Here is a 13,602-nt window from a genome sequence, read left to right on the forward strand (position 1 = left end):
GGCCAAGCCTACGCCCCGCCGTTCAGGCGGCCGGCACGGGTGCCGCCTGGTGCTCGGCGAGTACGCCTGTGCGGTGCCGCTGGACGAACCAGTAGTAGGCGAAGCCGCCGAGCGCGACCGCCCCGACGAAGAGCACGGCGCCCCAGCGCAGGTACCAGTGCTGCGGTCCGGAGGCGTTGTAGACCGCGGCCCGCGGCCACATGAGGTTGACGGTCATCGCGATGCCCCACAGCACCGCGAGGAGGTTCACCGGCAGGCCGAGGCGGCCGAGCGAGAACCGGCCGGGACCGGCACCGTGCCAGTTGCCGCGCAGCCGCTGGACCAGCATCGGCAGGGTGACCAGCAGATACGCGACGTAGATCATGATGATGGCGATGCTGGTGACCACCGAGAAGATCTGCGGCTGGTTGATGTTGACCACCAGGATGGCGATCGCGAGCAGCCCGATGATCACCGTCGGAAGGATCGGCGTCTGCGTACGCGGGTTGACCCGCGCCATCGCCGGGCCGCCGGGCAGGTTGTTGTCGCGCGCCATCGCGAAGGCCAGCCGGATGCCCGCGGTGTGCACCGACAGCGCGCACACGGTGATCGCGATGACGACGCACCACAGCACCGCCTGCCCGATGTCGTGGCCGAGTGTCGACAGCACCACGTACTGCAGGCCGTCGACGGACAGCTGCTTGGCATTGAGGTCGGGCGTCGCCATCAGCGCGAGGAGCAGGATGAGCCCGCCGATGATGAAGGACGCGATCAGCGCCCGCAGGATGGCGCGCGGGGCGTTACGGGCCGGGTTCAGGGACTCCTCGCCGAGCGAGGAGGCGGTGTCGAATCCGTACATGACGTACGCGGATGCCAGCGAGGCGGTCAGGAAGGCGCCGAAGTAGCCGAGGCTCTGGCCCGCACCGTGGCCCTGGGTGTCCATGACGACGGCCGGGCCGCGGTGGATGTGCGCGGCGAACAGGAAGATCAGGACGACGGCGGCGACCAGTTCGATGAAGACGCCCGCGGAGTTGATCCGGGCCATCAGCTTGACACCGAACGCGTTGACCAGGGTGGTGAAGACGATCAGCGCGGAGCCCAGCAGCACCGCGTTCGCGGCGGCGTCGGTCGTGCCGCTGCCGTCGCCGATGAACTGGAAGGTCGCGGAGATCTGCGGCAGCGTCAGCTGGTAGGCGAGCGCGACGGCGGACAGCGACACGACGGTGGCGCAGGTCATCATCCAACCGGCCAACCAGCCGACATGCGGGCCGCCGAGCCGCTTGGACCAGTTGTAGACCGAGCCCGCGACCGGGTAGCGGGCGGCGAGTTCGCAGAAGCTGAGGGCGACCATCAGCTGGCCGGCGAAGACCATGGGCCAGGACCACCAGTAGGCGGGCCCGCCGTTGCTGATGCCGAAGTAGAAGAGCTGGAAGGTGCCCGTGAGGATGGAGATGTAGCTGATGCCGGCGGCGAAGGTGTGGAAGTTGCCGAGGGTGCGCTTGAGTTCCGGCTTGTAGCCGAGCTCGGCGAGGGCTTCGTCATCGGTGGTGGCGGTCGAGGGGCGGTCGGTGGCGGTCACGGGGTCTCCCTTGCCATCGTGTCTTTGTTTCCCTGTGTCTCCTTGTCGCCTCGGAGCCGCGTCAGTCGAACCAGTGCTGCGGGACGGCCTCGGTGTTGCGCCAGATGTGTTTGGCCTCCTGGTACTCGGCGAGGCCGGTGGGGCCGAGCTCGCGGCCGAATCCGGACTGCTTCATGCCGCCCCATTCCGCCTGGGGCACATACGGATGGAAGTCGTTGATCCACACGGTGCCCGCCCGCAGCCCTGCGGCGACCCGCGCGGCCCTGGCCTCGTCCGTGGTCCACACCGCGCCCGCCAGGCCGTAGACCGTGCCATTGGCCAGGGCGAGTGCCTCGCCCTCGGTCGTGAAGCGCTCCACGGTGAGGACGGGGCCGAACGATTCGTCGCGGATCACCGACATCCCGGCCCGGCACCCGTCCAGGACGGTCGGCAGGTAGTAGTGGCCGTCCTTCAGGGCGGGGTCGTCGGGCTGGGCGCCTCCGCAGCGCAGTACGGCGCCCTCGGCGATGCCCGCGGCGACGTAGGCCTCGACCTTGTCCCGGTGGGCGGCGGAGATCAGCGGTCCGGTGCGGGCCTGCTCGTCGAAGGGGCCGCCGAGCCGGATCCGCCGGGCGCCCGCGACAACCGCGTCCACGAAGCGGTCGGCGATCTCCTCCTGTACGAGCAGCCGGGCGCCGGCCGAGCAGACCTGCCCGGAGTGCAGGAAGACGGCCATCAGGGCGTAGTCGACGGCGGTGTCGAAGTCGGCGTCCGCGAAGACGATGTTGGGGTTCTTGCCGCCGAGTTCCAGGGCGACCTTCTTGACGGTCGGCGCGGCCGCCGCCATGATCCGCCGTCCGGTGAGCAGCCCGCCGGTGAAGGAGACCAGGTCCACGCGCTCGTCCTCGGACAGCGGCGCACCGGCCGCCGGTCCGGCGCCGAGGACGAGGTTGGCGACGCCGTCGGGCAGTCCGGCCTCCTGCAGCATGCGCATGAGGTGGATGGCGGTGTGCGGGGTGAGCTCGCTGGGCTTGAGGACGAAGGTGTTGCCCGCGCCGACGGCCGGGGCGACCTTCCAGGCGGTCTGCAGCAGCGGATAGTTCCATGGGGTGATCAGCGCGCAGACACCGACCGGCTCGTACACCACCCGGCTGTCGACCGCCGCGTTGCCGGTGTCCACCACCCGGTCGGTGCCGCCGGCGGCGACCAGGTTGCCGAAGTAGCGGAAGCAGTTCGCGATGTCGTCCATGTCGTACTCGGACTCGACCAGCCGCTTGCCGGTGTCCAGCGACTCCGCGCGCGCGAGCACCGCTTTGTCCCGCTCGATGAGCGCGGCCACGCGCAGCAGCAACCGCCCCCGCTCGGCCGCCGGGGTGGCGGGCCAGGGCCCGTGGTCGAAGGCGTCGCGGGCGGCGGCGATCGCGGCGGCGGCGTCCTTGGGGCCGGCCTCGTCAACGGTGGCCACGAGAGTGCCGTCGGCGGGACACCGGATCTCACGGGTGCCCCCGTCGACGGCTTCCGCCCAGCGGCCGCCGATGAACAGCTCGGGCATGGTTCTCCTCCGGAGGGTGCGGGTACCGCCGGCATCTGCCCGGCACCGTGTGCGGCATGCACGCATGGCCGCATACGGTGACATTAAGCACAGTGCGCCCGCTCCGCCCGCCGGAGTTCAGGGCTCTCGCCGGAGTTCAGGGCCGGAGCAGCGGAACCATCACGTGATCGATCGTCTCGACCAGGTCCGCTTCGCTGATCTCCCGGCCACCGAGCTTCGCCCGGTACATCATCAGCGCGGGCACGACGTCCGCCACGATGTCGGCGGTCGCGTCCCGGCGGACGTCGCCGCGCTCGATGCCGCGCCGCACGACGTCCTTGATGAGCTGCTGCCCCGGCTGGACAACACGCCGCAGGATCAGATCGTGGAACAGGCCGGCGGCCTCGGCGTCGCACTCGTCGAGCACCGAGCGCAGGGCGAGACCTCCGGGCGAGTACATCGCGTCGCGCATGCGCAGCGCGAGGCTGAGCAGATCCTCGCGCAGGCTGCCGAGGTCCGGCACCTCGCCGACCTCGGGGAGCGACACCCTCAGGGCATCGGCGACCAGGGTCTGCTTGGAGGGCCAGCGGCGGTAGACGGCGGCCTTGCCGGTCTGGGCGCCCGCGGCGACCCCCTCCATGGTCAGTCCGGCCCAGCCGACCGTGCTCAGCTGTTCCAGCGCGGCGTCGAGGATCGCCCGTTCGAGCACCGAGCCGCGGCGTCGGAGCACGACCGGTTTCACAGGTCCGCCGACTTCAGGCCGCATGACCATGGCACCTCCGAAAAATCAATTCTAGTGAACGCTTGCGTTCACTATGATCCAACCCGTAGCGTTGCACACAGTGAACGATGCCGTTCACTAAGTCATTGGTGGGGGACTCTCGTGACGACTTCGCAATTAGGTACCACTCCACGGAAGCCAGGTGCCGCACGGCGGGACGGACGCCCGGGTATCGCCCTGGCCGTCATCGCCGCCTGTCAGCTGATGGTCGTGCTGGACGCGACCATCGTCAACATCGCATTGCCGCACGTCCAGAGCGCGCTCTCCTTCTCGACCACCGACCTGTCCTGGGTGCTCAACGCCTACACGCTGACCTTCGGCGGCCTGCTTCTGCTCGGCGGCCGGGCCGGGGACATCCTCGGGCGGCGGAGGGTGTTCGTCTTCGGCATTCTGCTGTTCTCCCTCGCCTCCCTTCTCGGAGGCTTCGCCCAGGAGCCGTGGCAGCTGCTCGCCGCCCGCTCCCTGCAAGGCGCCGGCGGAGCGATCTGCTCGCCCACCTCGCTCGCCCTGATCACCAGCACCTTCCCCGAAGGCCCGGAACGCAACCGGGCCTTCGGCGTCTTCGCGGCCGTCTCGGCCGGCGGCGGCGCCGTCGGGCTGCTGGCCGGCGGCATGCTCACCGACTGGCTCAGCTGGCGCTGGGTGTTCTTCGTCAACGTACCCATCGGCCTCCTGATCGCCTTCCTCTCGCCGATCTTCATCCACGAGTCGGAGCGGCACCCAGGACGCTTCGACATACTCGGCGCGATCACCTCGACGGGCGGCATGGCCTCGATGGTCTACGGATTCATCCGGGCCGCCGACAAGGGATGGCGGGACGGGCTGACACTCGCGGCATTCGGGGCGGCCGTGGTGCTGCTCGCCTCGTTCGTCCTGGTCGAGCGGCGGGCGCGGGAGCCGATCACCCCCTTGCGGATGTTCGCGGACCGCAACCGTTCGGGCACATACGTGATCATGCTCAGCCTCGCCGCGGCGATGTTCGGGATGTTCTATTTCATCGTCCTCTTCGTGCAGAACGTGCTCGGCTACAGCCCGATCGCCTCCGGCTTCGCCTTCCTGCCGGTCACCGCCGCGATCCTGGTCGGCGCGGTTCTGTCCACCCGCTTCCTGCCCGTGCTCGGGCCCAAGCCGTTCCTGATCACCGGTGCGATCTTCACGGGTCTGGGCATGGCCTGGCAGACCCGTATCACCCCGGAGAGCGGCTACGCCGCCGGAGTGCTCGGGCCGATGCTGCTCTTCGGCTTCGGAATGGGCCTGAACTTCGTCACGCTCACGCTGACCGCCGTCTCGGGGGTCGCGCAGCACGAGGCAGGCGCGGCCTCCGGGCTGCTCAACGCGACGCAGCAGGTGGGCGGTTCACTGGGTCTGTCGATCCTGGTCACGGTCTTCGGCACGGCCTCCCGCAGCGAGGCGCGAAAACAGCTGCCGGACTTCCTGGCCCACGGCACGGCGGAGCAGAAGGCCGCGTTCGCGAAGACGGGGACGATGCCGGCGCCATGGGGCCATGAAGTGCTGGCTCATGGCATAGCGACCGCTTTCATCGCGGCTGTGGCGCTGGTCGGTCTGGCCCTGCTCACGGCGGTGTTCGTCGTGAGGGTGCGCAAGAGCGACCTGGAGGCACTGAGCGGAACCGCGGGAGTGCCAGGGGCCTGACTGATGAGTGGTCGGGGCGGCGGGGTGGCGGGGTGGCGGGGGCGGGGCGCGCCAGGCCCGCGCGCCCAGCCGCATGTCATTCCCGGTAGTCGGTGAAGCCCGCCTCCTGGCACGCGTCTGTGCTCGCGAGCGGCCGGTCGGCCAGGATCGTGCGGGCGCGGGCCTCGCTCAGGCTGGTGGCGTACCAGGGCTCGCCGTCGCGCAGGCCGCGCTCGATCTCCTCCAGTGCGCAGGAGCGCTGCGGTTCGGGCAGCCGGTCGAGCGCGGGCACCGCGTCGGCGGACAGGCCTCGCAGATACTGCAGGTCGATGTCCTCGGCGTTGTGTGAACGGCCGACCTGCTGGTCCGCGATCAGCGCGTCGGGCGAGGCCAGTCCGAATGCCAGCACTCCGGCAGCCGTGACGGCCACGACAGCCCGCGGAAGCCACCGGTTGCCGAGGATTCCCGCCACCATGATCAGCACGATGAGCAGGCCGAGCCACAGCTCCACACCGGCCACGGAGATGCGCAGCCGGGTCAGCCCGTAGGCGTCGACGTACAGGTCCATGCGGCGCAGCGCGGAGGCGACGACGACCAGGGTGAGCACGCAGATCACGCCGAGCACCGAGCGCACGAGCAGCCGGTCGCCGTCACTGCCGCGCGGTGCCCAGCGCAGGGCGAGAGCGATCACGAGCACGGTGAGCAGGGTGACGGTGAGCAGTTGCCAGAAGCCCTGCCGGGCGTACTCGGCATAGGTCAGGTGGGTCTCGGCGAGCACCTTGTCGTAGCCGCCGAACAGAACTGTGAGCTGTACGGAGTTGAACGCGGCGAAGAGCACGGCGAGGACCACGAGCGGCAGCGTCCACTCCACGCGGCTGCGCGGGCGGCCCGGCTTGACCTTGATGCGGTCCCAGCGGCGGGGAGAGGCTGCGGTACGGGCCGCGGCCAGCGCGCCGAGCAGCGCCAGGACGAAGAACAGCAGGCGCAGCGGGAAGTCACCGATCGAGATGTCCGGGATGAGATCGCTCATCAGATCGGCGAAGGCGGCGTCGGCACCGGCGAAGAGCGCGCCGAAGACCACCAGGAGCACCACGGCCACCCCGGTCGCCTTGACCACCGGCCACCAGCGGTCGCGGTTGCCGCCGGTCCGCTCGCGCAGCCCACGCTGGCCCCAGTCGATACCGGCCACGACCGCGCCCCACATGCCGACGCTGCCGAGCAGCACGCCCGGCCAGGTGCGGCTGCCGTGCAGGGCGAGCGAACCGAGCGCGAGGGCCGCGAATATGGCGAGGAAAGCGGGCCAGCCCGCGTCCCGAAGAGCGGGGACGGCGAGCAGGGCGAGGCCCCCGACCGCCCACAGCAGGGTCCACGGGCGGGGCCGGCGGCCGGCCGCGCGAGCCGCCGCCGCGGCGGCCACCGCGGCGGGGATCGCGACGAAGAGCAGATTCAGACCGAGTCCGTCGCCCAGCAGCAGCGCGGCCACGACCGCGGTCGCCAGCACCGCCCAGAGCACACCCGGGCGGATCGCGGCCGGTGCCTTGGCACGGCTGGCGACAACCCACTGCGGCGGCGGCGGCACCGGTGCCCCGGGCCACGCCGGGTGCGGGTGCGGCTGCGGCTGCGGGGGCCCCATATAAGCGGGCACGCGGGGTGGCTGCGGCGGCGCGTACGGATTGCTCCGCGGCGGTTTGGCATCGGACGGAGTGTCAGACATGGAGCCCCCTCCCAGCCGGGACCGCCACGGCACGGAGCGCGAGCAGGACCGGCGACTGTCGGCGCACGCTGGTCAAGATCAACCGGCGGCGTGTGCGACACGCTACGCCGGGCCCGGCACCGGCCCAGGCCCGGGTGCCCGCCCGGCGCAAGCCTGTGACGTGCTCGTGACACTCGCGGGGTTTTGGGACGGGTTTCCGATGATCGCGGCCTCAGCCGAGGGGGACCCACGCCGGCAGCGGTTCACTCCGCCCCAGCCATTCGGCCGGCGGAGCACCGTCCGGACGGGCGGCGACTATGCCGCCGACTATCGCGCACGTGGTGTCGACATCGCCCCCGGCCCGCGCCGTGGTCCAGAACGCTCCCTCGTAGTCACCGAGCCCGCGGGCCGCCACCCACAGCGCGAACGGCACGGTGTCATGCGCACTGGTGCGCCGACCGCAGCCGAGCACCGCGGCGACGGTGGCCACATCCGCGTAGTCGAGCAGGTCGCGGGCGCGGCGCAGCCCGGCCTGCACGGCGCTGCGCGGCACGAGCGCGATGACCGCGTCCAGCAGCGCCGTGGGACCCTCCCGGCCGTCCGCTCCGGCGGCTATCGCGGCCGCAACCGCGACCGCGACAGCCCCGGCCACGGCCTCCCGGTGCTGGTGCGTGGTGTACGCCGACAGCTCCGCCTGCTCGGCCGCCTTCTCCGGCTCCCCCGCGTACCAGGCTCCGAGCGGCGCGACCCGCATCGCCGCCCCGTTGCCCCAGGAGCCCTGCCCGTTGAACATCTCCGCCGCCAGCGTGCGCCAGTCGGCGCCCTCCTGGCGGATCAGCCGCAGCATCCGGTTCACCGCCGGGCCGTAACCACGATCGAAGTCATGGCGTTGCGCGAAGGACGCGGCGAGATCGTCCTGGTCGACCGAGCCGTGGGCGTGCAGGACCGCCACCACCGAGCACGCCATTTCCGTGTCGTCGGTCCACTGCCAGACGCCGGGCGGCAGCGCCCCGCTCTGCAGGGCCGGATAGTTGGCGGGTACGAAGAACTGGGAGCCGAGGGCATCGCCCAGGGCCAGTCCGCGCAGGCTCGCGAGTGCGCGCAGGAGGCGTTCGGAATTTCGGGGGTCAGGGATCATCGCGCCGGAAACTCTGACATCAGGTGTCATCGGGGTCAATCACCCTGTGCCCAAACTCACCCGCACAACTGGGCCCTGGCCTAGCCGTGATATCTCGCCAGGTCCGACTCGGCCGTACGCCACCGGGCGAAAGGCCGGTCGAGCCGGTACTTGCCGTCGGCCCCGAGCAGCAGCACCCGGGTCTCGCCGTTGTCGGGGTTGGACAGGCACTCGAACTCGTCGACGGTCCAGTGGAACCACCGCATGCAGAACAGCCGCATCGTCAGACCATGGGTCACCATCAGCACATTCGGCGGGAAGTCCGGATTGTCGAAAGCCCGGTACAGGGTCTCCAGGAAGGCACCGACCCGGTCATAGACATCCGCCCCCGACTCCCCCTGCGCGAAGCGGTAGAAGAAGTGCCCGTACGCGTCCCGGGTCTTGCGCTGCCGCTGAACATCCTCGGCGTCCTGGTAGTTCCCCCAGTCCTGTTCACGCAGCCTCGGCTCCTCCTTGGCGCGCGTGAGCCTCGGATCCAGCCCCAGCAGATGGAAGGTCTGGTGGGTGCGCCGGTACGGCGAGACAAAGGCCTGCACCCGCTCGTCGCCGAACAGCTCTCTGAGCCGGTCCCCCGCGTCCCGTGCCTGCCGCTCACCGGTGGGGGTGAGCTCCAGAGCATGGTCCGGGACCCGTTCATAGATCGTGTCGTCCGCGTTGCCCTGGGACTCTCCGTGCCGGATGAGCACAATGCGGCGGGGTCGTGCCATGACTTCACTGTATGTGGCCGCCAATGCGGAAGCACGATGGCACCCCCCTAGGACCTGTCACAGGCCCGCGGGCCGCAGCCGGGATCCGCCGTCCACAGAGAGGACTGTGCCCGTGGTGAAGCCGGCGTCGATGAGATAGGCGATGGCGTCGGCTATGTCCTCCGGCCGCCCCACCCGGCCGACAGGGGCCGTCCTGGCGTACGCGTCGAAGGTCTGCTGCCGGGCTTCGGCGTCCAGCCAGTCCCACCAGGGGGTGTCGACGATCCCGGGCGAGACCGCGTTGACCCGGGCGGGGGCGAGCTCCACCGCGAGCACCGGCACCATCGCCTCGACGGCGGCATTGACCGCGGCGAGGCCGGCGGTGCCCGGTATGGCGGCACCCGCCGAACCGGCCGTGACGAATGTCAGGGACCCGTCCGGCCTGAGCACTTCGAGCGCGGCCTGGGCGGCGATCGTCTGCGCGAGAAGCTTGCCCTCGGCGGCCTCACGCAGCGCCCCGGCGGATATCGATCGGAAGGGCCCGGCCGCCGTCGCCCCGGTGACCGCCACGACCACATGGTCCACCCGCTCCAGCCCCGCGAAGAAGGCGCGGGTGGCCTCCTCGTCCCTGGCGTCGACGCCGGCTCCCGAAGCGCCGTCGCCCAGCTTTTCCAGCGCCGCCGCCAGACGCCCGGCATCCCTGCCGGTGACGACCACTTCACGGCCTTCCTTCAGCTGTCGCTGAGCCACGGCGAGCCCGATACCCGAGGTGCCGCCGACAACCACAATCCGCTCACTCATCGCTTGCCCCACTCCAATTACAAGACACGGTGACTCGTTAAATATAAACGAGGCACTGTGTCCTGTAAAGCCCCCGGAGGATCTAAGGTGATCCCATGACAGAAGCGGCCCCCCGCGGCAGGCCCCGCAGCGAGACAGCACGGCGCGCCGTGCTCGACGCGGCTCTCCAGCTGTGCCAGCGCGACGGCTTCCAAGGCCTGACGATCAAGGCGATCGCCGAGACGGCAGGTGTCGGCAGGCAGACGGTCTACCGCTGGTGGCCCACCAAGGAGGCGGTGCTGCTGGACGCCCTCCGCGATGTCGGGCTGCGCGAAAGCCGCCGGCTCGCCCCCGACAGCGGGGACACCCTGCTCGATGTCGAGAGTCTCCTCGCGGCGACCTTCGCCCTCACCCATCAGCTGACCGGAAAGGCCATCGTCGGCCTGATGGCCGAGGCGCAGCACGATCCCGGGCTCTCGGCCCGCCTGCAGGGCACTGTCATCGGCCCCCGCAGGCAGGCACTTCGCGAGATCCTCGCCCGCGGTGTGGAGCGCGGCGACCTCAGCGATGCCGAGGTACCGCTCGACCTCGCCGTCGACTTCGCCTTCGGCACCATGTGGTACCGGCTGCTGAGCCGCCATGCCCCGGTCGACGCCGATCTGGCGGGTCAGCTCACCTCCGCGCTCCGGAAAATGCTCAGCCCTTAGCGCCGGCCCGCGCCGCTCCGTACGTACGGTCCCCGAGCGGCGCGGCGGCGAGGAACTCGCCGAAGCCGTGCCGTCCCGGCGCGCCGGGATCGGTGTCGCGCACCAGCAGCCCGCCCGCGCGCAGCGCCGTCATCATCCTGCCCGGCAGCGGCACGGACACCACCGGGCGCCGCCGGCCGGAGGCCCGCAGGACCGCACGCACCGCGTCCACCGCGGTCCACACCTGCGGCCCGCCGAAGTCGGACGCGCGCCCGACTGGCTCCCCCAGCGCCAGCTCCGCCATCCGGTCGGCGACCTCCCCGACCTCCACCGGCTGTACGAGCACGCCCGAGGGCACCGGCACCACGGGGAGCCGTGCCAGCTGCTGCGCAACGGCCAGCACCAGATCGTGGAACTGCGTCGCGCGCAACACGCTGTACGGCAGCCCCGACTCCTCCACGAGCCGTTCCACCGCCAGCTTCGCCCGGTAGTACCGGAACGGGACCAGGTCGATGCCCACGATCGACACATAGACGATGTGCGGCCGCGCGCCGCCTGCGCGTGCGGCGTCGATCAGATTGCGGGTGCCTGCCTCATCGGTCTTCCCGGCGCCCTTGGTGTCACTGGCGCAGTGCACCACCACGCCGACCCCGTCCAGCGCCGCGGCGAGCCCGGCACCGTCCGCCAGGTCACCGACCGCCCACTCGGCCTTCTCCGGCACGTCCGGACCGCGCTCCGGCCGCCTGCTCAGCACGCGCACGGGGCGGCCGGAATCCAGCAGCCGCCGCACCACGGCGGCTCCGAGCACACCACTGCCGCCGGTCACCAGAATCATTTCCATGGCCATGACTGCGTCCCGTCCCTTCCCGGCGACTCGATCGCCGGTCTCGGAGAGGGGACGGGCCGGCCGCCGCAGATGTGACATCCGGGTACCCGGGATTGTCAGTGGCAGGCGTCAGACTGTCCATGCCTGTACAACATCCACCACGTCACCCGCCACAGCCAGCACATCCGCGTCCAGATCGGCGCGCTCCGACAGCCGGGCGACCGGACCGTCGCGGTATTTGGCACGCTCGGTCGCCGAGTCCCACATGGACAGCACCAGGAAGTCCGAGTCCGGGCCCTGTGCGAAGACCCCGCGAAGCATCCCCGGTGACCCGGCCATCGCCGGGTTCCACACCTTCTCCTGCATCAGGGTGAAGTGCTCGGCCCGCTCCGGGCGCACCTTGCAGTGCGCCAGCCGCAGCAGGTCGCTGTCCGCGAACCGGGCGCGGAAGCCGACTTTCACGTCCAGCCTGCGCTCGAAGAGCTTCACGCCCAGGCTCTCGTAGGTGCCCTCCTGCGCGGCGGCGAGCCGGTCATGGGCGCCGCCCGACATGAAGGCGTCGTGATACGACGGCGTGTCCCAGATGGAGAACAGATGCGCCACCCCGGGCTGCCCCCGGCTCCACCCGCCGCCCTGCCCCCGGAACCCCGGCTCACCCAGCAGCCCCGCCCACTTCCGCTGCCCTCGTTCGAACCCCGCCCGGTCGATGACGCCGCAGCGAATCCACTTCACCAGCACCGCGCCATCCTATGGCCCACCAGCACGCTTTCCGCCCCGGTCAGGCCGCCAACTCCCCGTACGGGTAAGGGAATACGATCTGGCCCATGGACGCCCTGTATCCACGCCTCCTCGTCGAGGACTTCGACTCCGCCGCGCGCTTCTGGACGGCAGCTCTGCGCGACCTCCTCTCCATCGAACCGGTCAAGGTCCTGCCCGAAGCGGGATACGCCAACTGGGACCTGGACGGCGAGACCGTTCTCGTCCTCTACGCCCGCCGCAACCTCGCGATGACCATCGGCACCAACACACTGCCCGCGCGTGCCGAGGCGCAGGACAGCGCCATGCTCGTACTGCGCGTGGCCGAGGTCGACACCGCCGCCCGGCAGCTCGCAGCCCACGGCGCCGCCTTCCTCACCGAGCCCCAGGACCGCCCCGACTGGGGCCCCGGCCTGCGCACCTCGCACCTGCGCACGCCGGACGGCACCCTGATCGAACTGCAGTCCTACTGACCGGCCTGCCGGAGCACCTTCGCCTCGATCGCCGGGTCCAGTCCGACCGGCGGCCGGTCGGGCCGCCGGGGTGCCTGTCCGCCCAGCGTGCGCAACCAGCGCCAGGTGTCGGCGGCCGTCTCCTCGACCGGGCGGCAGCGCAGCCCGGCGGCGAGCGCCCTGGACACGTCGCTCTGGTGCACCGTGTCGTACAGCTCCCCCGGCGGGACCCACACCGGCAGGTCCGTCCAGGGCTCGATGCCCGCCGCGAGGATCGCGTCCGGCGCGGTCCAGCGCAGCTCCGCGACACCGCCGGTGGCCTGTACGCACGCGTCGAGCAAACCGCCCATCGTGGTGTGCCCGGGCGGGCTCACCAGGTTGTACGGACCGCCCAGCCCGCGCTCGGCGGCGTCGAGAATCCAGGTCGCGAGATCGCGCACGTCGATGTACTGCAGCGCGAGGTCACGGGGCCCCGGCGCGAGCACCGGACCGCCGCGCGCCATCCGCGAGAGCCACCAGGGCAGCCGGCCGACGTTCTCGTACGGTCCGATGATCAGCCCAGCGCGCACCAGCAACGCCCGCTCGCCGAAGGCGTCCAGGGCAGCCAGCTCCCCACCGCGCTTGAGGCGCGCGTAGTCCACCTCGCCGTCGTCGGCCGACGCGTCCACCACCGGGCCGTCCTCCGACAGCCCGGGCGGCGTCGGATAGGCGTAGACCGACCGGCTGGATACGTACACATATCGCCCGGCCCGGCCGGCCAGCAGCCGGGCCGCGTCGCGCACGGCCGACGGAGCGCCGGACCAGGTGTCGACGACGGCGTCCCACTCCCCGGTGCCGAGCGCCGCCAGGCCGTCCTCGGCGGCGCGGTCGCCGTGCAGGACGGTGACACCCTTCGGCGGATCATGCCGCCCGCGGTGGAACACGGTCACCTGCCAGTCCCGCGCGAGTGCCTCCTCGGTGACGGCGCGCCCCACGAACTCCGTACCGCCCAGCATCAAGAGCCTCATGGCAAGGGATTGTGCCCGCCCACCGCACTGGCGGGAACCGGCGCACGCTCTCGGCGCA

Annotated in this window: 13 protein-coding genes; 3 read left to right on the forward strand and 10 right to left on the reverse strand. The window is 71.1% G+C overall.

Annotated elements, in window-relative coordinates:
• Positions 1-22: 22 nt before the first annotated feature.
• From OG607_RS11740 to OG607_RS11750, 3 genes are all read right to left on the reverse strand, one after another.
• Positions 23-1,558 (reverse strand): APC family permease, encoded by a 1,536-nt coding sequence (locus OG607_RS11740; RefSeq protein WP_405722279.1) that lies wholly within the window; start codon positions 1,556-1,558, stop codon positions 23-25.
• Between the two features lie 61 nt (positions 1,559-1,619).
• Positions 1,620-3,089: an aldehyde dehydrogenase family protein gene (locus OG607_RS11745; RefSeq protein ID WP_405722281.1), complete on the reverse strand. Its 1,470-nt coding sequence runs from the start codon at positions 3,087-3,089 to the stop codon at positions 1,620-1,622.
• A 136-nt stretch (positions 3,090-3,225) separates the two neighbouring features.
• Positions 3,226-3,840, reverse strand: coding sequence for a TetR/AcrR family transcriptional regulator (locus tag OG607_RS11750; RefSeq protein WP_405722282.1), 615 nt, complete (start codon positions 3,838-3,840; stop codon positions 3,226-3,228).
• Positions 3,841-3,951: 111 nt separating this feature from the next.
• On the opposite strand from OG607_RS11750, the gene OG607_RS11755 reads away from it, so the two are divergent.
• Positions 3,952-5,502, forward strand: coding sequence for an MFS transporter (locus OG607_RS11755; protein ID WP_405722284.1), 1,551 nt, complete (start codon positions 3,952-3,954; stop codon positions 5,500-5,502).
• Between the two features lie 76 nt (positions 5,503-5,578).
• Here the strand turns inward: OG607_RS11755 and OG607_RS11760 are convergent, their stop codons facing one another.
• From OG607_RS11760 to OG607_RS11775, 4 genes are all read right to left on the reverse strand, one after another.
• A complete protein-coding gene (locus OG607_RS11760; protein WP_405722286.1) occupies positions 5,579-7,195 on the reverse strand; it encodes a DUF4153 domain-containing protein in 1,617 nt (538 codons plus the stop codon).
• Between the two features lie 211 nt (positions 7,196-7,406).
• Entirely contained in the window at positions 7,407-8,312 is a 906-nt protein-coding gene (locus OG607_RS11765; protein WP_405722288.1) for an ADP-ribosylglycohydrolase family protein, read from the reverse strand.
• Positions 8,313-8,392: 80 nt separating this feature from the next.
• On the reverse strand, positions 8,393-9,058 hold the full coding sequence (locus OG607_RS11770; RefSeq protein WP_329311599.1) for a phosphoglycerate mutase family protein: 666 nt from the start codon (positions 9,056-9,058) through the stop codon (positions 8,393-8,395).
• Positions 9,059-9,115: 57 nt separating this feature from the next.
• Entirely contained in the window at positions 9,116-9,838 is a 723-nt protein-coding gene (locus tag OG607_RS11775) for an SDR family oxidoreductase (RefSeq protein ID WP_405722290.1), read from the reverse strand.
• A gap of 95 nt (positions 9,839-9,933) precedes the next feature.
• Between OG607_RS11775 and OG607_RS11780 the strand changes: the two genes are divergently transcribed.
• Positions 9,934-10,524, forward strand: a complete 591-nt coding sequence (locus OG607_RS11780; RefSeq protein ID WP_405722291.1) for a TetR/AcrR family transcriptional regulator — start codon at positions 9,934-9,936, stop codon at positions 10,522-10,524.
• Here OG607_RS11780 and OG607_RS11785 read toward each other — a convergent pair.
• Positions 10,514-11,344: an SDR family oxidoreductase gene (locus OG607_RS11785; RefSeq protein ID WP_405722293.1), complete on the reverse strand. Its 831-nt coding sequence runs from the start codon at positions 11,342-11,344 to the stop codon at positions 10,514-10,516. The two genes, OG607_RS11780 and OG607_RS11785, sit on opposite strands and share 11 nt — an antisense overlap.
• A 114-nt stretch (positions 11,345-11,458) precedes the next feature.
• Positions 11,459-12,067 (reverse strand): YdbC family protein, encoded by a 609-nt coding sequence (locus tag OG607_RS11790; RefSeq protein ID WP_405722295.1) that lies wholly within the window; start codon positions 12,065-12,067, stop codon positions 11,459-11,461.
• Positions 12,068-12,153: 86 nt separating this feature from the next.
• Here OG607_RS11790 and OG607_RS11795 point away from each other — a divergent pair, with 86 nt between their 5' ends.
• Positions 12,154-12,558 (forward strand): VOC family protein, encoded by a 405-nt coding sequence (locus tag OG607_RS11795; protein ID WP_405722296.1) that lies wholly within the window; start codon positions 12,154-12,156, stop codon positions 12,556-12,558.
• Here OG607_RS11795 and OG607_RS11800 read toward each other — a convergent pair.
• Positions 12,552-13,544 carry an NAD-dependent epimerase/dehydratase family protein gene (locus OG607_RS11800; protein WP_405722298.1) on the reverse strand — a complete coding sequence of 331 codons (993 nt, stop codon included), beginning with the start codon at positions 13,542-13,544 and terminating at the stop codon, positions 12,552-12,554. The genes OG607_RS11795 and OG607_RS11800 overlap by 7 nt on opposite strands.
• Positions 13,545-13,602: the final 58 nt, after the last annotated feature.

The sequence above is a fragment of the Streptomyces sp. NBC_01537 genome, from assembly GCF_045040445.1.
Lineage (GTDB): Bacteria > Actinomycetota > Actinomycetes > Streptomycetales > Streptomycetaceae > Actinacidiphila.